The 19,144-nt window shown below is 59.6% G+C and carries 20 protein-coding genes; 15 read left to right on the top strand and 5 right to left on the bottom strand.

What is annotated here, in order from left to right; translation table 11 throughout:
- Window positions 1-543: 543 nt before the first annotated feature.
- The 3 genes from B6S08_RS08445 to B6S08_RS08435 all read right to left on the bottom strand — a co-directional run bounded on the left by B6S08_RS08445 (window position 544) and on the right by B6S08_RS08435 (window position 2,612).
- Window positions 544-891, bottom strand: coding sequence for a hypothetical protein (locus B6S08_RS08445; protein WP_094200272.1), 348 nt, complete (start codon window positions 889-891; stop codon window positions 544-546).
- A gap of 3 nt (window positions 892-894) precedes the next feature.
- Complete coding sequence (locus tag B6S08_RS08440; RefSeq protein WP_169716377.1) at window positions 895-1,398, bottom strand: Panacea domain-containing protein; 504 nt, start codon at window positions 1,396-1,398, stop codon at window positions 895-897.
- Between the two features lie 137 nt (window positions 1,399-1,535).
- Entirely contained in the window at window positions 1,536-2,612 is a 1,077-nt protein-coding gene (locus tag B6S08_RS08435) for a tyrosine-type recombinase/integrase (RefSeq protein WP_094200270.1), read from the bottom strand.
- A gap of 81 nt (window positions 2,613-2,693) precedes the next feature.
- Between B6S08_RS08435 and dusA the strand changes: the two genes are divergently transcribed.
- The 4 genes from dusA to oxyR all read left to right on the top strand — a co-directional run bounded on the left by dusA (window position 2,694) and on the right by oxyR (window position 5,960).
- Window positions 2,694-3,740, top strand: coding sequence for a tRNA dihydrouridine(20/20a) synthase DusA (dusA, locus tag B6S08_RS08430; RefSeq protein WP_094200269.1), 1,047 nt, complete (start codon window positions 2,694-2,696; stop codon window positions 3,738-3,740).
- 30 nt (window positions 3,741-3,770) lie between these two features.
- Window positions 3,771-4,007: an HP1242/YdcH family protein gene (locus B6S08_RS08425; RefSeq protein ID WP_094200268.1), complete on the top strand. Its 237-nt coding sequence runs from the start codon at window positions 3,771-3,773 to the stop codon at window positions 4,005-4,007.
- 147 nt (window positions 4,008-4,154) lie between these two features.
- The gene (locus tag B6S08_RS08420) at window positions 4,155-4,883 is read left to right on the top strand and encodes a glutathione peroxidase (protein ID WP_094200267.1); all 729 of its coding nucleotides are present in this window, start codon (window positions 4,155-4,157) and stop codon (window positions 4,881-4,883) included.
- 183 nt (window positions 4,884-5,066) lie between these two features.
- Window positions 5,067-5,960, top strand: a complete 894-nt coding sequence (gene oxyR / locus B6S08_RS08415) for a DNA-binding transcriptional regulator OxyR (RefSeq protein WP_094200266.1) — start codon at window positions 5,067-5,069, stop codon at window positions 5,958-5,960.
- A gap of 48 nt (window positions 5,961-6,008) precedes the next feature.
- On the opposite strand, the gene B6S08_RS08410 is transcribed toward oxyR, so the two are convergent.
- The gene (locus tag B6S08_RS08410; protein WP_094200265.1) at window positions 6,009-8,390 is read right to left on the bottom strand and encodes a penicillin-binding protein 1A; all 2,382 of its coding nucleotides are present in this window, start codon (window positions 8,388-8,390) and stop codon (window positions 6,009-6,011) included.
- A gap of 210 nt (window positions 8,391-8,600) precedes the next feature.
- Here B6S08_RS08410 and pilM point away from each other — a divergent pair, with 210 nt between their 5' ends.
- The 9 genes from pilM to B6S08_RS08365 all read left to right on the top strand — a co-directional run bounded on the left by pilM (window position 8,601) and on the right by B6S08_RS08365 (window position 17,324).
- Window positions 8,601-9,617, top strand: a complete 1,017-nt coding sequence (gene pilM / locus B6S08_RS08405) for a type IV pilus assembly protein PilM (protein ID WP_094200594.1) — start codon at window positions 8,601-8,603, stop codon at window positions 9,615-9,617.
- Entirely contained in the window at window positions 9,605-10,159 is a 555-nt protein-coding gene (locus B6S08_RS08400; RefSeq protein WP_094200264.1) for a PilN domain-containing protein, read from the top strand. Before pilM ends, B6S08_RS08400 begins: the two co-directional genes overlap by 13 nt.
- The gene (locus B6S08_RS08395) at window positions 10,156-10,740 is read left to right on the top strand and encodes a type IV pilus inner membrane component PilO (RefSeq protein WP_094200263.1); all 585 of its coding nucleotides are present in this window, start codon (window positions 10,156-10,158) and stop codon (window positions 10,738-10,740) included. Before B6S08_RS08400 ends, B6S08_RS08395 begins: the two co-directional genes overlap by 4 nt.
- Window positions 10,737-11,255 carry a pilus assembly protein PilP gene (locus B6S08_RS08390; RefSeq protein WP_094200262.1) on the top strand — a complete coding sequence of 173 codons (519 nt, stop codon included), beginning with the start codon at window positions 10,737-10,739 and terminating at the stop codon, window positions 11,253-11,255. The genes B6S08_RS08395 and B6S08_RS08390 overlap by 4 nt, the downstream gene beginning before the upstream one ends.
- A gap of 32 nt (window positions 11,256-11,287) precedes the next feature.
- A complete protein-coding gene (locus B6S08_RS08385; protein WP_240919635.1) occupies window positions 11,288-13,312 on the top strand; it encodes a type IV pilus secretin PilQ in 2,025 nt (674 codons plus the stop codon).
- A 157-nt stretch (window positions 13,313-13,469) separates the two neighbouring features.
- On the top strand, window positions 13,470-13,988 hold the full coding sequence (gene aroK / locus B6S08_RS08380; RefSeq protein WP_094200261.1) for a shikimate kinase AroK: 519 nt from the start codon (window positions 13,470-13,472) through the stop codon (window positions 13,986-13,988).
- A 14-nt stretch (window positions 13,989-14,002) separates the two neighbouring features.
- Window positions 14,003-15,070, top strand: coding sequence for a 3-dehydroquinate synthase (gene aroB, locus B6S08_RS08375; protein WP_094200260.1), 1,068 nt, complete (start codon window positions 14,003-14,005; stop codon window positions 15,068-15,070).
- 11 nt (window positions 15,071-15,081) lie between these two features.
- The gene (locus B6S08_RS08370; RefSeq protein ID WP_094200259.1) at window positions 15,082-16,440 is read left to right on the top strand and encodes an SPOR domain-containing protein; all 1,359 of its coding nucleotides are present in this window, start codon (window positions 15,082-15,084) and stop codon (window positions 16,438-16,440) included.
- Window positions 16,441-16,502: 62 nt separating this feature from the next.
- Complete coding sequence (locus tag B6S08_RS08365) at window positions 16,503-17,324, top strand: Dam family site-specific DNA-(adenine-N6)-methyltransferase (protein WP_094200258.1); 822 nt, start codon at window positions 16,503-16,505, stop codon at window positions 17,322-17,324.
- 75 nt (window positions 17,325-17,399) lie between these two features.
- Here B6S08_RS08365 and B6S08_RS08360 read toward each other — a convergent pair whose 3' ends face one another.
- Entirely contained in the window at window positions 17,400-17,579 is a 180-nt protein-coding gene (locus B6S08_RS08360; protein WP_094200257.1) for a DUF2970 domain-containing protein, read from the bottom strand.
- Window positions 17,580-17,787: 208 nt separating this feature from the next.
- Between B6S08_RS08360 and rpe the strand changes: the two genes are divergently transcribed.
- Both rpe and B6S08_RS08350 read left to right on the top strand, forming a co-directional pair.
- Window positions 17,788-18,462, top strand: a complete 675-nt coding sequence (gene rpe, locus B6S08_RS08355) for a ribulose-phosphate 3-epimerase (protein WP_094200256.1) — start codon at window positions 17,788-17,790, stop codon at window positions 18,460-18,462.
- Window positions 18,455-19,123: a phosphoglycolate phosphatase gene (locus tag B6S08_RS08350; protein ID WP_094200255.1), complete on the top strand. Its 669-nt coding sequence runs from the start codon at window positions 18,455-18,457 to the stop codon at window positions 19,121-19,123. The genes rpe and B6S08_RS08350 overlap by 8 nt, the downstream gene beginning before the upstream one ends.
- Window positions 19,124-19,144 lie beyond the last annotated feature (21 nt).

The raw sequence follows: 19,144 nt of genomic DNA, 5'->3' as shown, positions 1-19,144 counted from the left end.
ATTCCGATCTTTCAAAGCCCGGAATGTCTCGGAACTTTTCACAGCTTACTGTATGGATGGACAGTATCAAACAGGCTGGATTTGGTGAATGTTGAATCACCCTCGGAATAAACATTGGCTTTGGGGGTTGATTTTTTTACTTGGTAGTTATTGGCGGTCAGTGGCGCTTATTGGCAGGGCGGTTAAAAAGCAATCAATGGTATAATCATCGAAAATTTCATGCTAATCGCTGAGCCACCAGGGATGATGAGGGCCTTTCCCATCTTGTTTACCTGGTGCGGGCTGTGTTGGGCGGGCCGGAGAAGGGGGGAGCTGCATGACCTGGCTGCCACGGTCACAACAATGTGCACCTGGACGTGTGGTTTATCTGTTTTCTGGTAGGTTTCTGGGGAATGCCATTCAGGCAGGTGCAGCCACGCTAGAATGACTACTGGGGAGGCCTAAGTGACAACTAATGAGATAATTGATTTTTCGGTGGGGTAGTGGGCATGAAAACGCTGCCGGCTTTCATGAGTATTCTGAATGAAGGGGCGGGGAATCTTTTTATGATTTTTGCTGCTGGGGAGATAGAACGTCTTTAAGGTAAGTAATTACAACGCCACCGAAGGCGCTGCTGAATAGCATTTTGTCGATACCTTGAACATCTTCATCGCTTAACCAGCGCCATGCTTCAGGCGATCCAAGATGCCAGAACCTCACGCAAATCAACGCGCCTATCAACACAGCTCCAAATCGGAGGGAGTAGCGAACGAGCTTGTGAAGTTCTGTCTGTACTTGTGTTCGTCCGTTCTCAAGAGCCTCCTGCTCTTTTTTTGCCAGCGTGTCGTTTTGAGCTGTTAATGGTTTTGCAGCCTCAACCTCAATTGCGGCAAATATATCTTCAGCGGCCATGATTTACCGAGGCTGATTCTGTTGAATTTTTGACTGATAGTGAGATTTTATCAGGTCGTTGGAAATAATGGCGCCCTGATACTGACTGCCATGGTTCTCATGCCATGCCAGATCCCACGGCGTGCCACGCTGGTGGGTCATGGAAGACAATTGAATGCCGTCGAATTTGGAATAAGAATTCCAAACACTATCGAGAAGAGCGATTGTCTGCTCGTCCGGTGGGGTGTTTATCAAATTACCGTCACCAACCACACCATAGCCTTCAACGGGAGCGTCTATGGTCATGCGGCCAAATCGCTTTATTTTGCGGTAGAGGTCGGGGATCACTGGTCCGTATTGCCATGCCTGAACAGCATCGTTGATCAATGGCTTATCGAAGTAGCCAAGGTGCCAACCGTGGGCAATGTAAACGAGTTTAAGCAGCTTCATCGGCGTCAGTGGTACACCCTCATCAAAGGACCGTTGTATGAAGTAGTTGGCCACAGACTCGCTTGACAGTGTTCGCATGCTACCCCCCTCCTTTGATGTATTCATTCGTATACCTTACCGCATAAATTGGCGCAGCATTATGCGTACGTCAACAAGAATGTCAACGTTAGTGGCCTCTCACGCCGATCTAAACAGGCGCTAAGATCTACTCTTTTCTAATGTTTTTCTGCCTTCATCTTGGCATGCAGTCTGCCTGGAAACAGTTCGGTGTAAACCTGCCAGAGCAGGTTCAGGCTTCTGTGACCGGTCACCTGCGCCACCTCTTCAATGCCGAACCCGGCTTCAAAAAGGCGGCTGGCGCCTTCGCGGCGCAGGTCATGGTAACGCAAGTCTTCAATGCCCAGCGCATTGCGCACCCGCTGGAAGGCCGCAGTCACGCTGCGTGACTCGTAGGGGAATATCAGCTCGTTCTCCCTGGGCTGCCGTTGCACTATGTTCCAGGCCTCGCCCAGCAGTGGCACCCACATATGATTGCCTGCCTTTTTACGGGGATCCTTGCGGTTGCGCACCATCACTGCCCTAGCTTCTTCGTCAATGTCGCCCCAGCGGATAGCGCAAACCTCGCTGATGCGCATGCAACTGAGTATGGAAAAATCCAGAATGTCGGTCAGGGGGATTTTGCTGCCTCGGTGGCTCATGCGCTTGGCCAGGCCTTCGCGGAGCCTGCCGATCTCATCGCTGGTCGGTCGCCGGCTGCGCCGTTCCGAACGGCCGATCAGGCCCATGCTGTGCAGAACGGGGATCACCTCGCGGATCACTTCGTCGGTGACCGGTATCCCAAACACCGGCTTGGCAGATGTGTAGACCGATTTTAGGTAGCTGATGTCTTGGGCGACGGTCTGCGGTTTGGCGCCGGCGGCGTTGCGGTCCCGGCAGTGGTTGATAATGGCCATGGTGGTCAGCTTGTCGGCTTGTAGCTTTGATATGTCGCTGTCGACCAGCAGGTTGAGAACATACCCCTTGGTGCGGCCTATCTTCTTCGATATGTCAGGGTCTTGCTGATACATGGTGATCAGCTCCCGAATGGTTGGTATCTCGGGTGTCTGACCGGGTATCCCCTGGGTCTCGATATGGGACACCATAGCCTTACCCCAGGTGCGGGCATCGGCCAATTTCCCGAAGGTGCGGGACTCCTGATACACTATCGCCTTATCTTTTTTGACGCGCACAATGCAGCGGTAACGTATGACGCCCGCCGCCGTTTTGCGCTTCTCCACTGTAAAGCTGGCCATGCTTCCTCCATCGGGTATCCCATTTATGCGGGATACTGTATGGGATACCGTAGCCTGAAAAATACCTGAGAACAATGCGAAATGACTGAGATTGTAAGAGATTCAAATGCAAGGAAAAACCAGAGCGAAGCCGCTACAGCTGGCGGTTTCAGCTCTGGCAGGTTTTCTGTAGCTCCCATGCTCGATTGGACCGATCGACACTGTCGTTATTTTCATCGGCTGATGAGCCGTCATGCCCAGCTCTATACCGAAATGGTGACCACCGGCGCCATTATTCACGGCAAGGGTGACTACCTGGCGTATAACGACGAGGAGCATCCCCTGGTGCTGCAGCTGGGTGGCAATGACCCGCAGGCGCTCGCACACTGCGCCCGTCTGGCGGAGCAGCGCGGCTATGACGAAATCAACCTGAATGTGGGGTGCCCGTCCGATCGAGTTCAGAATGGCCTGTTCGGCGCCTGCCTGATGGCCCAGCCGAAAACCGTGGCCGAGGGGGTGGCGGCGATGAAGGCGGCGGTGTCCATACCGGTGACGGTCAAAACCCGTATCGGCATCGATGAGCAGGACAGCTACGAATTTCTCTGCGCGCTGGTGGACGGGGTGGCCGAGGCCGGTGCCGATGCCCTTGTCGTGCACGCTCGCAAGGCCTGGCTGCAGGGGCTGAGTCCCAAGGAAAACCGCGAAATTCCGCCGCTGGACTATGAGCGGGTATACCGGCTCAAGCGGGATTACCCCGGGCTGACCGTGGCCATTAATGGCGGCATCAAGACCCTGGAAGAGGCTCACATCCACCTGCAGCATCTGGACGGCGTCATGCTGGGGCGGGAAGCCTATCAGAACCCCTATCTGCTGGCCCGGGTGGACGCCGAGCTGTTTGAGGATACGCGCGAGGTGCCGAGCCGCCATCAGGTGATTCGCAACCTGCTGCCTTATATCGAGCGGGAGCTGACCCAGGGTACCTATCTGGGCAACATTACCCGCCATACCCTCGGCATTTTTCAGGGCATGCCCGGAGCCCGGGCCTGGCGCCGCCACCTCAGTGAAAATGCCCACAAGCGTGGGGCCGGCCCGGAAGTGGTGGAGGCCGCCATGGCGCGAGTACCCGAGGAGTCTGTCGTCTATAGTTAAATCATCCCCTGTTGCCGAGGAGGTTGATTCATGACACACACGCTTGCCGAAGAGTTTCCCGAGCATGCCGAGCGCATCAGCGAGCTCAAGCTGAACGACGAAGAGTTCGCACAACTGGCCCGGGAGTATCACAAGGTGAACCACGAGATTGAAGGCCTGGAGGCCTGCAACCTGCCCATTTCCGATGCCGAGTTTGAGGGATTGAAACTGCGCCGGCATCAACTCAAGGAGCAGATTTACAAGGGATGGTTCAACGGCCGGGGCTGACGAACAACAACAGACGGGCAGTGGCGAGGCCATTGCCCGTTTTGATTGCTAAAAGCTATCAACTTGATGCAATTAAACGATTTAATCTTTCTCTCTCGTCGGGTAATACTGAGTCCAACAGCAAGCAGCTAACACAAGGACTCGAACATGATGACAGACAAAACCGGCCAGCGTGTGCCCCTGGTGATCTTTCGTACCCGCATTCAGGATCAGTGGAGCGATGTGACCACCGACGAGCTGTTCAGCGGTAAAACCGTGGTGGTATTTTCGCTGCCCGGCGCCTTTACACCCACCTGTTCTTCCACTCACTTGCCCCGCTTTAACGAGCTGGCACCGGCATTGTTTGAAAACGGCGTCGACGACATTATCTGTCTGAGTGTGAACGATACCTTTGTGATGAACGCCTGGTTGGCGGACCAGGAGGCCGAGCACATTCGTGTGATCCCCGATGGTAATGGTGAGTTCACCGAGGGCATGGGCATGCTGGTGGACAAGCGGGAGCTGGGCTTTGGCAAGCGCTCCTGGCGTTACTCCATGCTGGTGAAGGACGGCGTGATTGAAAAAATGTTCATCGAGCCGCAAAAGCCTGGTGATCCCTTTGAGGTTTCCGATGCCGACACCATGCTGGCCTGGATCAACCCCAATGCGGCCAAGCCGTCTGCCATCACCCTGTTTACCAAGCCGGGTTGCCCCTATTGTGCCCGTGCCAAGCAAATGCTGCTGGATCGCAACCTGCGTTACGAAGAGGTGATTATCGGTCAGGACGCCACCAGCATCAGCCTGAAGGCGGTGTCCGGTCGCAGTACCGTGCCTCAGGTATTTATTGACGGTCGTCATATCGGCGGCAGCGATGAACTGGCCGCCCACCTGGGCTGACTACGGATGACGCGAAAAGCAGTAACAGGAATTACCTGAGCCGCTCTGTTCACATGCCATGGATGGCAGTGAGCAGAGCGGCATTGAAGCTATAGCTAACCCTATGGCCGCTTCTCCTGCCTTCCCATTCTCACCCAAATCGGGGATCATGCCGTTAAAGGAATTGATAACCATGGTGAAACGGTGAATTTACGGGATCTTGAATACCTGGTGGCGCTTGCCGAAGAACGCCACTTTCGCAAGGCGGCGGAAAAGTGCTTCGTCAGCCAGCCTACCCTGAGCGGCCAGTTGCGCAAGCTGGAGGATGAGCTCGGGGTTTTGCTGATGGAGCGCACGTCCCGCAAGGTGCTGTTCACCCCGGCGGGGGATGCCATCACCGCGCAGGCCCGGCGCGTGCTGGCCGCAACCAAGGATCTGCGCGACATTGCCCGCACCTTTACCGAGCCCATGTCGGGGGAGCTGCATATCGGCCTGATCCCCACCGTTGGCCCCTATTTGCTGCCCCATATCATTCCGGCGCTGAAACGGCATTTTCCCGAGCTGCATATCTTTCTCTACGAAGCCCAGACCCAGGTGTTGCTCAAGCAGCTGGCGGATGGCGAACTGGACTGCCTTATCCTGGCGCAGCTCGACAATATGGACCAGTTTGGGTCACTTGCCCTTTACGATGAGCCCATGTTGCTGGCGCTGCCGGCGGAGCATGCCTGGGCTGGACGGGAGCAGATTCGGCTCGACGAGCTCAAGGGGGAAAAACTGCTGATGCTGGAAGACGGCCACTGCCTGCGGGAACAGGCCATGGGCTTCTGCTTTGCCGCCGGCATCGGTGAAGACAATCATTTCAAGGCCACCAGCCTGGAAACCCTGCGCAACATGGTGGCGGCGGGCTCGGGGCTGACCCTGATCCCGCAGCTGGCGGTGGGGGAGCACAATGGGGAAAGCGGAGTGAGCTACCTCAAGGTAACCGACCCCGAGCCCAGCCGCACCATTGCCCTGTTGCATCGGGCCCATTCGGTGCGTCGGCCCTGTTTCAATGAAATGGCCCGAGTGATCAGCAAGTTGCTGAAGGAATTGATGTAATAAAAAAGGGCGCTGCATAGGCAGCGCCCTTTTGGATCATCAACGGTGTTAAAACAGCTCGTCGGTCACGCTGGTGCCGCCGAAGCGCTGATGGCTGTCGGGGCGGCTGTAGCGGTTGGGTTCGCTGCCTTTTACAAAATACTCGGTACGTCCCTTGCCGTTGCTGAGCAGCCCGGTGCTGGTGTCTATGGTGGCGGTCACCAGGCCTTCGGGTTGAGGCCTGGCCTGTTCGGGAAAGTGCGACAGCGCTACCTTCATGTAATCGGCCCATACCGGCAAGGCGGTGCTGCCGCCAAATTCACCGCCGGCTACCTGATTCCGACCCAGGTTTGGGTTGTAGGCGGTACGGCCCAATGGGCGGCCGAAGTCGTCAAAACCGATCCAGGCGGTGGCTACCCGGGCCGTGCTGAAGCCCGAGAACCAGGCATCACGGGAGTCGTTGGTGGTTCCGGTCTTGCCGGCGATGTCGCCGCGACCCAGGGCACGCCCCGCTCGCCAGCCGGTACCGTTCCAGCGTCGGTCGCCGCTGGCCCCACCCTGAATCGCCGAGCTCAGTGCCGAGCTCACCAGAAAGGCGTTTTCCTCACTGATAATGCGCTCCCGTGACGGCTCGGACTGATACAGCACCACACCCTGGGCATCTTCTATGCGTTCCACCACAAAGGGGGTGACCTTGTAGCCGCCATTGGCAAAGGCGGCGTAGCCGGTGGCCATTTGCAACGGTGTGGCCGAGGGGGAGCCCAGCGCCAGGCTCTCGGTGGCCGGAATACTGTCGGTGTCAAAGCCAAAGGCGTTGAGCCGCTGCATGGCGTTGGCGATGCCGCTATCCCGCAATAGGCGAATGGACACCACGTTCTTGGAGCGGGCTAGGGCCTCGCGCACACGAATGGGGCCATCATACACGTTGGGTGAGTTGCGCGGTTTCCAGGCACTGCCGCTGCCGACGTCCCAATGGTTGATGGGGGCATCGTTCACCAGGCTGGCCAGGGTAAAGCCGTGATCCAGCGCGGTGGAGTAGATAAAGGGCTTGATATTGGAGCCCATCTGGCGTTCTGCCTGCTCCACCCGGTTGAACTTGTTGAGGGTAAAATTGAAGCCGCCCACCAGGGCGGTTACGGCGCCGCTGCCCGGCTCCAGCGCCACCAGGGCACCGTTGATCTCGGGCACCTGGGCCAGCATCCAGCCTTCACCCTGAGGGCGCACCCAAACCTGCTCGCCGGCCTTGAGAATCTCTTTGGCCTGGCGAGGGGCGCGGCCCTGACGATTGTCGGCGATGTAGGGGCGTGCCCACTTGAGACCGTCCCAGTCCAGCGTGGCTTCGCCCTTGTCCTTGATCATCAAGACCGCACTGCGCTCACCGACCGCGGTTACCACCGCCGGCTTCAAGGGCCAGTAAGCGGGCAGCTCGTGCAGGTGCTCGGCAATGCGCTCGGTGCTCCAGGGCTGACCGCCCTGCCACAGGGTGGCGGCGGGCCCCCGGTAGCCGTGACGCAGGTCGTAGGCGAGCAGGCCGTTGATCAGGGCCTGGTTGGCCGCCTGCTGCTCGTCGGCCTGCACCGTGGTGTAGATGTTGAGGCCGCGGGTGTAGGCTTCCTCACCAAACATGGACAGGGCGAACTGGTGTGCCATCTCTGCCAGGTAGGGAGCGTTCAGGCTGATTTCGGCACCGTGATAGCGGGCCGCCACCGGGGCGGCCATGGCCTCATCATACTGGGCCTGGGTGATTTTGCCGGTCTCCAGCATGCGCCCCAGCACCACCGCTCTGCGCTCGCCGGCGCGCAGCGGGTTGCTGATGGGGTTAAGGGTGGACGGGGCCTTGGGCAAGCCGGCGATCATGGCCATTTCCGCCAGGGTCAGGTCGGCCAGCTCCTTGCCGTAATACACCTGTGCGGCGGCCCCCACACCGTGGGCGCGATGGCCGAGGGGGATTTTATTGAGGTAGAGCTCCAGAATTTCGTCCTTGCTCAGCTGACTCTCAATGTGCAGCGCCAGAAAGATTTCCTTGACCTTGCGCACCACGGTTTTTTCCCGGCTGAGGAAAAAGTTGCGCGCCACCTGCTGGGTAATGGTGCTGGCGCCCTGGCGTTTTTCGCCTGTGGTCAGCCAGACCAGGGCGGCGCGGGCAATACCCACCGGATCGATGCCCGGGTGTTCGTAAAAGCGGGCGTCTTCGGTCGCGAGAAAGGCATCGATCAACAGTGGCGGCATTTGTCCGACCGATACCGGGGTGCGCCGTTGCTCCCCGTATTGGGAGATCAGCTCGCCGTCCTGGCTGTAGATGCGCATCGGGGTTTCCAGGCGCACGTCCTTGAGGGTGGAAACATCGGGCAGATCGCTGCTGAGCTGCTGATAAAACACCACCACGGCAATCACGCCTGAGAGACCAAGAAAGAGCGCCAGAACAATCAGGCGCACGAGCCATTTCAACATGGAAGAAACTCACATATCATTTTTTAACCAACAATCGGCAAGTATATCCTGTGCCCCTTGTCGGATTCGAGTGCTTTGTTGAGACCTGTACCAAATCATGAATAAGTACATTTGAGTCTTCCTGAACTAGGCTAAGCTAAATCGGGCCAACAAAAACAACAGCATGGATGCCTTATGTGGAACCTTTTCAAAAAAAAGGATGCGCAGTGGATGGTGGGAATCGATTTCGGCTCCAACTGCCTCAAGGCGGTGGCCCTGCGGGGCACGCCGGAACACATTCGGCTGGAAGCCATGGCCTCGGTCCCCTTGCCCAAAAACAGCATTGTTGATCACCAGTTGCAGGATGTGGAGGTGGTCGGCGAAGCGCTCAAGCGCCTGCGGCTGCGGCTTGATACTCGTATCAGCCAGGTGGCGACCGTGGTCACCGGCAGCAATGTCGCCACCAAAATCATTCTGTTGCCCCGCGGCCTGTCTGCCGATGATCTGGAAAACCAGGTGCTGCTGGAAGCGGAGCAGCATATTCCCTTTCCGCTGGAAGAAATCAGCCTGGACTACGAAAACCTCGGCCCCAGCCGCACTCGTCCGGATCGGGACAGCATTCTGCTGAGCGCCGCTCGCACCGACAGCATTTCCACCCGTCTGGCAGCGCTGAACCAGGCGGGCTGGGAGGCAAAGGTGGTGGACATTGGCGTACATGCCCTGGCCCGGGCCGCTCAGGCACTGCTTCAGGCTCAGGGAGTACACACGGAGGTGATGGCGCTGGTCGATCTGGGGGCGGAATGCCTGAGTTTTGCGGTGCTGGATCAGGGAGAAGTGATCTACGGCCGGCTGCAGAACTTCGGCGGGGCTCATTTTACCCGCGACCTGAGCCAGATGAACAATATTCCCGAAGAGCAGGCGGAGCGCGCCAAGCTGGATCCGGCTCAGGCGGTGCCGCTGCGGGAAGAAGTGGAGCAGCAACACATCACCGACATACTGCAGCATATACGTCGTAATCTTCAGCTGTTTTCCAGCAGCTCCGGCGGGCAGACGCCAAAGGCCCTGTTTCTGAGCGGAGGCGGCAGCCAGTTGCCGGGATTGGCGTCGATACTGGAGCAGGAGCTGGGCATGCCGGTACTTCAACCCCATTTCGAGCACCTGCTGGGGGAGGGGCAGTATACCAATACCGCCGCTTATACTACGGCTCTGGGGCTGGCACTGAGGAGCTTCACGCCATGTCCAGAATAAACCTGCTGCCCTGGCGGGAAGCGCTCAAGGCCAGACAGAAAAAACACTTCATGGTGCTGCTGGGCGTGGCCGCCACCCTGACCGTGGCGTTGATGCTGCTGGTCAACCTGCGTATTCACCAGCTGGTGGCTCATCAGCAGGAGCGTAATCGTTACCTGCAGGTGGAAACCGCCAGGTTGGATCAGGTGCTGGGGCGTATCGGCGACATCATTAAACAGCGGGATCGGTTGCTGGAGCGCATGCAGCTGATCGAAGGCCTGCAGCAACGTCGCGCCTTTTCGGTGCGGCTGTTCAATCAAATGCCGGCCCTGGTGCCGCCGGGCGTGTACCTGAGCTCAATGGACGTGGCCCGCGATCGCATTGAACTGGTGGGCAAGACCGAGGCCTACCCGCGGGTAGCCAGCATGCTGCGCGGTATTGAGGCGTCGCGCTGGCTGACCGAGCCCCGGCTGGGCTCTATCTATGCCAGCGATACCCAGCCCATCGCCCTCAGCCAGTTTTCCATGCGCATCAAGGTGGTCACAGAAGGAAGTCAGCCATGAACTGGCAGGAACTCAACGAACTGGACTTTGAGAATATCGGCCAGTGGCCCAGGTCGGCCAAGGTGCTGACGGTGGTGGTGATCTCTGTGCTGCTAATGGTGCTGATTGGTTATTTCTTCATTCGCGACAGCCTGGCGCTGCTGGAACGCACGCAGGCCCAGGAGACTGGGCTGAAAACCACCTTTGAGCAAAAGGCCGCCCAGGCCGCCCTGCTGCCGTCCTATGAAGCGCAACTGCTGATGCTTGGGAAACAGCTGGAGGACGAGCTGCGCAAGTTGCCCAGCAACCTGGAAATTGCCGGCCTGCTGGACGATATCAGCTATATCGCCACCGACAATGGCCTGCGCATTGAGCGCATCAACTGGGAGGCGGAGCAGCCCGGCGAATTCTCCACCGAGCTGCCCATGCGTATCATAGTGCGAGGAAACTATCATCAGCTGGGCCGTTTCGTGGCGGATGTGGCCGGGCTGCCGCGTATCGTAATCCTCGACAGCTTCAGCCTGGTGCGGCTTGAGGATGAGCAACTGAGCATGAGCATGCTGGCCAAGACCTACAAATACAATGAACGGGAGGCGCCATGAACAGGGTATTGCTCCTGAGCCTGCTGCTGATGCTGACGGCCTGTTCGGAGCAGGACGATCTGCGCCAGTATGTGGCCCAGGTGCGTTCCCGCCCGGCGGTTCCGCCCGAGCCGGTGCCGGAGGTCAACCAGTATGTGCCCGAAGACTACCGGCCGGATGAGCGCCGTAGCCCCTTTGTGAGTCCGAAGCCGGAAGGCGTGGTCCAGGAGAAACAAGGACCGGTGAACTGCGAACAGCCGAACCTGCAGCGCGCCCGTGAGCCGCTGGAGCAGTACTCCCTTAGCAACCTTTATCTCAGGGGCACCCTGCAAAACGCCGGCGGCATCAAGGCCTTGATCAGTGCCCAGGACGGAGAAACCCACATCATCGACATTGGTCATCATATGGGTCTGAACCATGGCCGGGTGATTCGCATCGAGCGCGACGGTGTGACCCTGCAGGAATTTGTGCCCGATGGGCGGGGGTGCTGGAACAAGAGAGAGACCGCGCTGGAGCTGGCCCTGGGCCAGCCATAACGACATAACAATGATTGCAGGGAGTGCGCATTATGTTGAAAACAACGGCCCTGAGGCTGGTAACCGGCATGGCGTTGGCATTGATATGGGCGGCCCCAGCGCCGACGCTGGCGGCCAGCCTGGAGCAGATACGGATCAATCCCCTGGCGGGCGAACAGCTGGCGCTGGAGCTGGAATTCGACGAGCCTCCCGTCGTTACCGACAGCATGCTGGGTGCGCCTAACCGGCTGGTGTTGCGCATGCCAGGCGCGACCTCGGCGCTGCTGGAAAACCGTATTCCCGTTGAGCGCCTTGGTATCGAAGCCGTAGAAGCGCGCAGTGTGAGTGGTGCCCTGGAGGTGGTGATTTCCATGGCGCAGCCCCTGCCTTATCGCTTGCAGCCGGAGGGCAATCGGGTGCGATTGTTACTGGGCAAGGATTTGGCCGGTACCACCAGCACTGGTACGGCGCTGCCGCCGGGCGCCACCAACGCCATCGGCGGCATCGATTTTCGCCGTGGTCGCGAGGGCCAGGGCCAGGTGCTGATAAGCCTCGACAACCCCAGTGCGGCGGTCGATATGCAGGAGCGGGGCAATCAGCTGATCGTCAGCTTTCACAACACCCATGTGCCGGAGGCTCAGCTCAAGAGCTACCGGGTCGGTGACTTCGCTACCCTGGTGGAACGTATCGAAGTACGACGCGAACGCAACAAGGCACTGATTACCGTGTCCACCACCGAAGCCTATGATTATCACTATGATCAGTCCCGGCGCCTGTTCGTGCTGGAGCTGGTGCCGGCGACGCGGGCCAAGGCCGTTTCGGTCACCCAAAAGCGCTATGACGGCAAGCCCATTTCCATGAATTTTCAGGATATTCCGGTGCGTACCGTGCTTCAGTTGATCGCCGATTTCAATAATTTCAACCTGGTGACCACCGACTCGGTGCAGGGTAACCTGACCCTGCGCCTGGACGGCGTGCCCTGGGAGCAAGCGCTGGATACCATTTTGCAGGTGCGTGGCCTCGGCAAGCGGCTGGACGGCAACATTCTGCTGGTAGCACCGGCGGCGGAGCTGGCCCAGCAGGAGCAGCGCCAGCTGGAACATCAGCAGGCCCAGGAAGTACTGGCACCACTGGAGACCGAATTTCTGCAGGTCAACTACGCCAAAGCCGCCGACGTGGTGGCCCTGCTCACCAATGAAAGCACCGGCCTGCTGACCGAGCGAGGTGCTATTGCGGTGGATGACAGGACCAATATGCTGGTGATCAAGGACACTCGGGCCAGCATAGAAAGCATTCGCCGTATGCTGTCGTTGCTGGACATTCCCATCAAGCAGGTAGTGATCGAAGCCCGCATGGTGACCATAGACGACGGCTTTGAAGAGGCATTCGGGGTGCGTTGGGGTTACAGCAACGACAACACCAGCGGCAGTAACACCCAGTCGGTCAGTGGCACCCTAGAGGGGCTCAGATCCGACAATGACACCTCGCTTAACGTTAACCTGCCGGTGGCCGGCGCCGCCGGCAACGTGGCCTTTCAGATAGCCAAGCTAAATGGCGGGCGTATTCTCGATCTGGAGCTGTCGGCGCTGGAGCGGGAAAACCGCGCCGAGATCATTGCAAGCCCCAGGGTCACCACCTCCAATCAGAAACCGGCGCTGATCGAGCAGGGCACTCAAGTTCCCTATTCCAGTTCGTCGGGAGAAGGTGGCACCGAGGTACAGTTTCAGGACGCGGTGCTGAGTCTCAAGGTGACGCCCCAGATCACGCCCGATAACCGGGTGGTACTGGATCTTACCGTGACTCAGGACGCCATCGGCGAGCGCATTCCCCAGGCCACCGGCGGCGAGGCGGTGGCCATCAACACCCAGTCGATCACCACCCAGGTGCTGGTTAACGACGGCGAAACCCTGGTGCTGGGGGGGATTTTTCAGCAAAATATCACTCGCAACGTCACCAAGGTGCCGCTGTTGGGTGACATTCCTGTGGTGGGCAACCTGTTCAAGACCACTCGGGACAACAACAGCAAACGGGAATTGATTATCTTTGTCACCCCCCGTATCGTGCACGACAGCATATAAGGATTGACCGCCGGTTTACGGGCCGGCGGCGTACACCTTGCCAGCCGGCGGCGCAGTTGCGATAATCCGGCGTCCAGTTTCAGAAAATCAAGGTTAGGTTCATCGTCGACCCCGCGGTGTTCGTGGGGCGCATTTGTTTGTGAGAATTTCGTGCAACATGGCTGAGAAACGCAATATCTTCCTAGTGGGACCTATGGGTGCGGGCAAGAGCACCATTGGCAAATACCTGGCGCAACAACTGCATATGGAGTTTTATGACTCTGATCAGGAAATCGAGCGCCGCACCGGTGCCGACATCAGCTGGGTGTTTGATGTAGAAGGCGAAGAAGGCTTCCGCCAACGCGAAGAAAAGGTAATCAACGAGCTGAGCGAGATGCAGGGCATCGTGCTCGCCACCGGCGGTGGCTCCATCAAGAGCCGTGAAAGCCGCAACCGGCTGTCGGCCCGGGGCATAGTGGTGTACCTGGAGACCACGGTAGACAAGCAGCTGGCCCGAGTGCAGAAAGACAAGCGCCGTCCGCTGCTGCAAACCGAAGAGGCGCCGCGGAATGTGCTGGAGCGCCTTGCCGACGAGCGCAACGAACTCTATCTGGAAGTGGCCGATTACGTGGTGCGCACCGACGAGCAGAGTGCCAAGCTGGTGGCCAACCAGATCGTCGAACTTATCGGCCTTTAAGCCTCGGGAGCTCCATGGAAAGGTTAACCGTCAACCTGGGTGAGCGCAGCTACCCCATCCTGATCGCCGATGGCCTGATGGCCGACGGCAGCCTGCTGAAAGGTGCCATCAAGGGCAACAAGGTACTGGTGATCACCAACGAGGTGGTGGCGCCGCTGTACCTGGATGCACTGTTGGCGGCCCTGGCGCCGCTGAAGGTAGACAGCCTGGTGCTGCCCGACGGCGAGCAGTACAAGAGCCTGGATACCTTCAACCAGGTGATGGGCCGGCTGCTGGAAAGTGGTCATGGCCGTGACACTACCCTGGTAGCCCTGGGGGGCGGTGTGATTGGCGACCTGACCGGTTTTGCCGCTGCCTGCTATCAGCGGGGGGTGCCCTTTATTCAGGTGCCTACCACGCTGCTGGCCCAGGTCGACTCCTCGGTGGGCGGCAAAACCGCGGTCAACCACCCGCTCGGCAAGAACATGATAGGTGCCTTTTACCAGCCCGAGTTGGTACTGATCGACACCGCCTGCCTGCAGACCCTGCCGGCGCGGGAGTTTGCCGCCGGCATGGCGGAGGTGATCAAGTACGGCATTATCTGGGACGCCAACTTCTTTGCCTGGCTGGAGGTCAACCTGCACCGGCTGCAGCAACTCGAGACCGAGGCACTGTCTTACGCCATTCGTCGCTGTTGTGAAATCAAGGCGGAAATGGTGGCCTGTGACGAGCGCGAACATGGCGTGCGCGCCCTGCTCAACCTGGGCCACACCTTTGGTCACGCCATCGAGGCGGAGATGGGCTACGGTAACTGGTTGCACGGTGAGGCGGTGGCCGCCGGCACCGTTCAAGCCTGCCATACCGCCCGGCTGCGCGGCGACATGAGTGATGCCGAGGTGGTTCGGGTCGAGGCGCTGCTGGCCGCGGCCGGACTGCCGGTAACCGGCCCCGGCAATATGTCCCTGGCCCAGTATCTGCCGCACATGATGCGCGACAAAAAGGTACTGGCCGGCAAGCTGCGGCTGGTGCTGCCGGTGGGGATAGGCCGGGCTCAGGTGGTGAGTGATGTAACCGAAGCCCAGCTGGCACAAGTGCTGGCGTAAGGGCGACGAGCGTGGCTGCCGAAATGGTGCTGACCCTGTCATCCCAGCAGCAGTTGCTGGAGCGGCTGCTGCACCTCTCCCGTCTTGAACAGGGGCTGGTGTTGCTCAGTGGTCCGCCCGGAGCCGGCAAACGTACCCTGGCCGGCCTGTTGGTGCAGCAGGCCGGGCTGCCCGCTGCTGCCACCCTGGACGCCCGCCTGCTTACCAGCCAGGCCGCCTTTCGCGATGCCCTGCTGAGTGACTGGTTCAGCGATGCCATTTTCGACCCTGATGATCACCTGCTGGAGTCGGTGACCCGGCTGCTGCCTGCGGCCCCGGGCCGACGGCTGCTGGTGGTGGAGAACGGTCAGTGGCTGACCGATCCCCAGTTGCAGGAGCTGGCAGAGCTGTGCCTGGGGCTGCCGGAGGCGCAACGTCCCTTTGTACTGTTGCTGGGCTCGCCGGCCTGGGCCGGTGGCGTGCGCAGCCTGCTGCGCAACCAGCCTGATCTGCCGGTGCTGGAGCTTGAAGTTCCCGAGCTGAGCGAGGAAGATAAACGGCAGTTATGTACACACCTCGGGGTGACGGCGTCCGACCAGCCGGCGACGCTGCGTTATCCCGGCGATCTGGTCGCGACTTCGGAGCCAAGCATGAGAACACCTACCTACCGGCAATGGCTGGAACAAAAACCGGTGAAAATTCTGCTGACCGGGTTGATCCTGCTTGGCCTGTTGCTGCTGGTTAGTTTGCTGCTGGACAGGGAGCCACCGCAGCCCGAGGTGGCTCAGCCGTTCCAGGCAGAGTCGTTGCCCGAGGCGCCGGCCCAACCCCTGACCCTGACGCCCGAAGGGAGCGGTGCGCCGTTATCCGCCGCCGAGCCCTCGGCCGAACGGCTGGCGGGGGAGTGGCCGGCTCAGCCGCTGCCCGAGGAGCCTCGAGTGACTACTCAGGTCGTGGAGTCACCCGATGACAGCAGCAAGGAGCGGGTAGTGATTGAGGACGAGGTGGTCAGCCAGCTGCTGCAGCGCAAGTCTGGCGAGGCCCTGGCCGCGGCCAGGGTGCCGGCAGATGCCACGCCGGCGGCGCAACCGGTGCCAGCCGCTACGCCTGCATCGTCCTTGTTCCAAAAGCCGGCTGGTCACTATACCCTGCAGTTGATGGCGAGCAAGGATCGGCAGGCCCTGCAGCAGCTGGCCAGCCGCCACACCCTGCAGCCGGCCTGGGTATATGCCCGACAGCTGAATGACCAGCCCTGGTTTGTGCTTATCTTCGGTGACTTCGCTTCGGCGGAGCTGGCCAGGCGGGCGATCGAACGGCTGCCTGCCGAATTGCGTGCCGCCAAGCCCTGGCCCAAGCCCTTTGGCCAGGTGCAGAAAGAGGCCAGCCCATAGCCATGGGCGTGGCATGGGGGTACAATGCGCGCCCCTCACACCGTTCGGCAAGCATGGCAACAATGATGAAAACCCGCGCCTTCCTGAAATGGGCTGGTGGAAAATACGGCCTGGTGGACAACATCAACCGCCGCCTGCCCGAAGGGCGCACCCTGGTCGAGCCCTTTGTGGGGGCCGGCTCGGTGTTTCTCAATTCCGACTTCGATGCCTATGTACTGGCCGATATCAATGCCGATCTGATCAACCTTTATCAGCTACTGAAAAACCGGCCCGAGGCCTTTGTTCGTGAGGCTGCCGGGCTTTTTGTGTCCGCCAATAATGACAAGGCAGTGTATTACGGCCTGCGTACCGAATTTAACCAGGAGCAGGATGCCTGGCGTCGGGCGCTGCTGTTTCTGTACCTGAACCGCCATGGTTACAACGGCCTGTGCCGCTACAACCGCAAGGGCGGTTTTAACGTACCCTTCGGCGCCTACAAGAAGCCCTATTTTCCCGAGAAGGAGCTGTGGTTTTTTGCCGAAAAGGCGCAAAAGGCCACCTTTGTCTGCCAGGGTTACGCCGAGGTATTCGCCGGTGCCCGGCCGGAGCAGGTGTTTTACTGTGATCCGCCCTATGCGCCGCTGTCGAGTACCGCCAGTTTCACCACCTATGCCGCCAACGGTTTCACCCTGGACGATCAGGCCATTCTGGCGCGGCTGGCCCGGGAAACGGCCGCCAGAGGCGTGCCGGTGCTGATCAGCAACCACGACATTCCGCTGACCCGGGAGTTATACCGGGACGCCAGCCTAGATGTGGTGGCGGTCAAGCGCACCATCAGCCGTCATGGTCATAATCGCCAGAAGGTCGACGAGCTGCTGGCGCTGTTTGCTCCGGGCAAAATGTAAGAAGTAAAAGGCAAGACACAAGAGATAAGACATAAAGTGAGTAAGTATGCTTAATTATGTCTTCCTTCTTCCGTTTCAGGCTCCAAGCACCAGCTGCACCACGCCCAGTAGCGCCAGCACAAACAACACAATCACCACCACCCCCATCGCCACATAAGGCCAGGGGCTGCCGCTGAACTGGGCCCGGCGATGTTGCTCCGACTGTACTCCGAACATCGCCGCCAGCACCCCCTGCAATCTGTATTTCCAGTTCATTGCGCACTCCGTGACAGTCTGTAAGACGTAAGCGATTAGCGGTAAGCTGCCCGAGGTCGCCAGCGGGCAGGGCATCCCGATTTCAGGCTCCCGTGTTTTACTTACCGCTTCAAGCTTACATCTTCCGGCTACTCATGGGGGATGGACGCTAGAGAATCCCCGGTTGCTGGGGTAGAATCGGTGCGTTTTTTGCGCTCAAGGTAACCCCATGAAAGACTTTTTGATAGCTCCTTCCATTCTTTCTGCCGACTTCGCCCGCCTGGGAGAAGACGTGGCGAAAGTGCTGGAAGCCGGTGCCGATGTCGTGCACTTCGATGTGATGGACAACCACTATGTGCCCAACCTGACCATTGGCCCCATGGTGTGTCAGGCCCTGCGCGACTACGGCATTACCGCGCCCATCGACGTGCATTTGATGGTCAAGCCGGTGGACAGCCTGGTGCCCCAGTTCGCCAAGGCCGGTGCCTCCATCATTACCTTTCATCCGGAAGCCTCCGAGCATATCGACCGTACCCTGGGCCTGATTCGCGAGCACGGCTGCCAGGCCGGCCTGGTGTTCAACCCGGCCACGCCGCTCAGTTACCTGGACTACGTCATGGACAAGGTGGATGTGATCCTGCTGATGTCGGTCAACCCGGGTTTTGGTGGCCAGTCCTTTATCGCCGGCACCCTCGACAAGCTGCGTGAGGCCCGCCGCCGCATCAACGAAAGCGGTCGCAACATTCGCCTGGAAATCGACGGCGGCGTCAAGCCCGACAACATTCGTGACATCGCCGAGGCGGGCGCCGACATGTTCGTGGCCGGCTCCGCCATTTTCGGCAAGCCCGACTACAAGGCGGTGATCGACGACATGCGCCGCGAGCTGGCTGCCGCCCATGGCTGACTTTGATCTTGTTCAGTTCGACCTCGACGGCACCCTGATCGACAGCGTGCCCCAGCTGGCCGAAGCCATCAACGACATGCTGGCAAGTCTCGGTCACGCGACTCAGACGGTGGACGCGGTGCGTCACTGGGTGGGCAATGGTGCCGACATGCTGGTACAGCGTGCACTCACCGCCGCTCGGGGAGAAGCCCCTGACGCCGAGCTGCATCGCCACGCCCGTGGCCTGTTCGATGAGGCCTACGCCGGCCATGCCGACGGTGCCCTAGTGTTTTATCCCGGCGTGCTCGACACCCTTGAGCGGTTGCGCAGTGCCGGCAAGCGCCTGGCCCTGGTCACCAACAAGCCCTATCGTTTCGTGCCCGGCATTCTGGCGGCGGCGGGACTGAGCAGCCACTTTGAGCTGGCTCTGGGCGGCGACAGCCTGGCCGAGAAAAAGCCCAGCCCGGCGCCTCTGCTGCATGTGTGCGAGCGGCTGGATGTGAGCCCGGCCCGTAGCCTGATGGTGGGCGATTCGGAGAACGACGTGCTGGCGGCAAAGGCGGCTGGCATGGCGGTGGCGGCGCTGACCTACGGCTACAACTACGGCCGGCCCATTGCCGACAGCCAGCCCGACTGGGTGCTGGACGATTTTGCCGGGCTCGCCGCACTGCTTAAGCTTTAATCAAATACATCACAAGGAACA

The organism is Oceanimonas doudoroffii (assembly GCF_002242685.1).
GTDB classification, from domain to species: Bacteria; Pseudomonadota; Gammaproteobacteria; order Enterobacterales; family Aeromonadaceae; genus Oceanimonas; species Oceanimonas doudoroffii.
Note: the sequence above shows the minus strand (reverse complement) of the source record. Positions and strands in the feature narration are given on the sequence as shown.

Bases quoted from the DNA above. Each gene is read 5' to 3' on its own strand.
- B6S08_RS08410 (WP_094200265.1), bottom strand. From the start codon at position 8,390: ATGTTGAAATGGCTCGTGCGCCTGATTGTTCTGGCGCTCTTTCTTGGT.
- B6S08_RS08440 (WP_169716377.1), bottom strand. From the start codon at position 1,398: ATGCGAACACTGTCAAGCGAGTCTGTGGCCAACTACTTCATACAACGG.
- aroK (WP_094200261.1), top strand. From the start codon at position 13,470: ATGGCTGAGAAACGCAATATCTTCCTAGTGGGACCTATGGGTGCGGGC.
- B6S08_RS08390 (WP_094200262.1), top strand. From the start codon at position 10,737: ATGAACAGGGTATTGCTCCTGAGCCTGCTGCTGATGCTGACGGCCTGT.
- B6S08_RS08445 (WP_094200272.1), bottom strand. From the start codon at position 891: ATGGCCGCTGAAGATATATTTGCCGCAATTGAGGTTGAGGCTGCAAAA.
- B6S08_RS08400 (WP_094200264.1), top strand. From the start codon at position 9,605: ATGTCCAGAATAAACCTGCTGCCCTGGCGGGAAGCGCTCAAGGCCAGA.
- B6S08_RS08360 (WP_094200257.1), bottom strand. From the start codon at position 17,579: ATGAACTGGAAATACAGATTGCAGGGGGTGCTGGCGGCGATGTTCGGA.
- rpe (WP_094200256.1), top strand. From the start codon at position 17,788: ATGAAAGACTTTTTGATAGCTCCTTCCATTCTTTCTGCCGACTTCGCC.
- B6S08_RS08350 (WP_094200255.1), top strand. From the start codon at position 18,455: ATGGCTGACTTTGATCTTGTTCAGTTCGACCTCGACGGCACCCTGATC.
- B6S08_RS08365 (WP_094200258.1), top strand. From the start codon at position 16,503: ATGATGAAAACCCGCGCCTTCCTGAAATGGGCTGGTGGAAAATACGGC.
- aroB (WP_094200260.1), top strand. From the start codon at position 14,003: ATGGAAAGGTTAACCGTCAACCTGGGTGAGCGCAGCTACCCCATCCTG.
- pilM (WP_094200594.1), top strand. From the start codon at position 8,601: ATGGTGGGAATCGATTTCGGCTCCAACTGCCTCAAGGCGGTGGCCCTG.
- B6S08_RS08435 (WP_094200270.1), bottom strand. From the start codon at position 2,612: ATGGCCAGCTTTACAGTGGAGAAGCGCAAAACGGCGGCGGGCGTCATA.
- dusA (WP_094200269.1), top strand. From the start codon at position 2,694: ATGACTGAGATTGTAAGAGATTCAAATGCAAGGAAAAACCAGAGCGAA.
- B6S08_RS08425 (WP_094200268.1), top strand. From the start codon at position 3,771: ATGACACACACGCTTGCCGAAGAGTTTCCCGAGCATGCCGAGCGCATC.
- B6S08_RS08395 (WP_094200263.1), top strand. From the start codon at position 10,156: ATGAACTGGCAGGAACTCAACGAACTGGACTTTGAGAATATCGGCCAG.
- B6S08_RS08420 (WP_094200267.1), top strand. From the start codon at position 4,155: ATGATGACAGACAAAACCGGCCAGCGTGTGCCCCTGGTGATCTTTCGT.
- B6S08_RS08385 (WP_240919635.1), top strand. From the start codon at position 11,288: ATGTTGAAAACAACGGCCCTGAGGCTGGTAACCGGCATGGCGTTGGCA.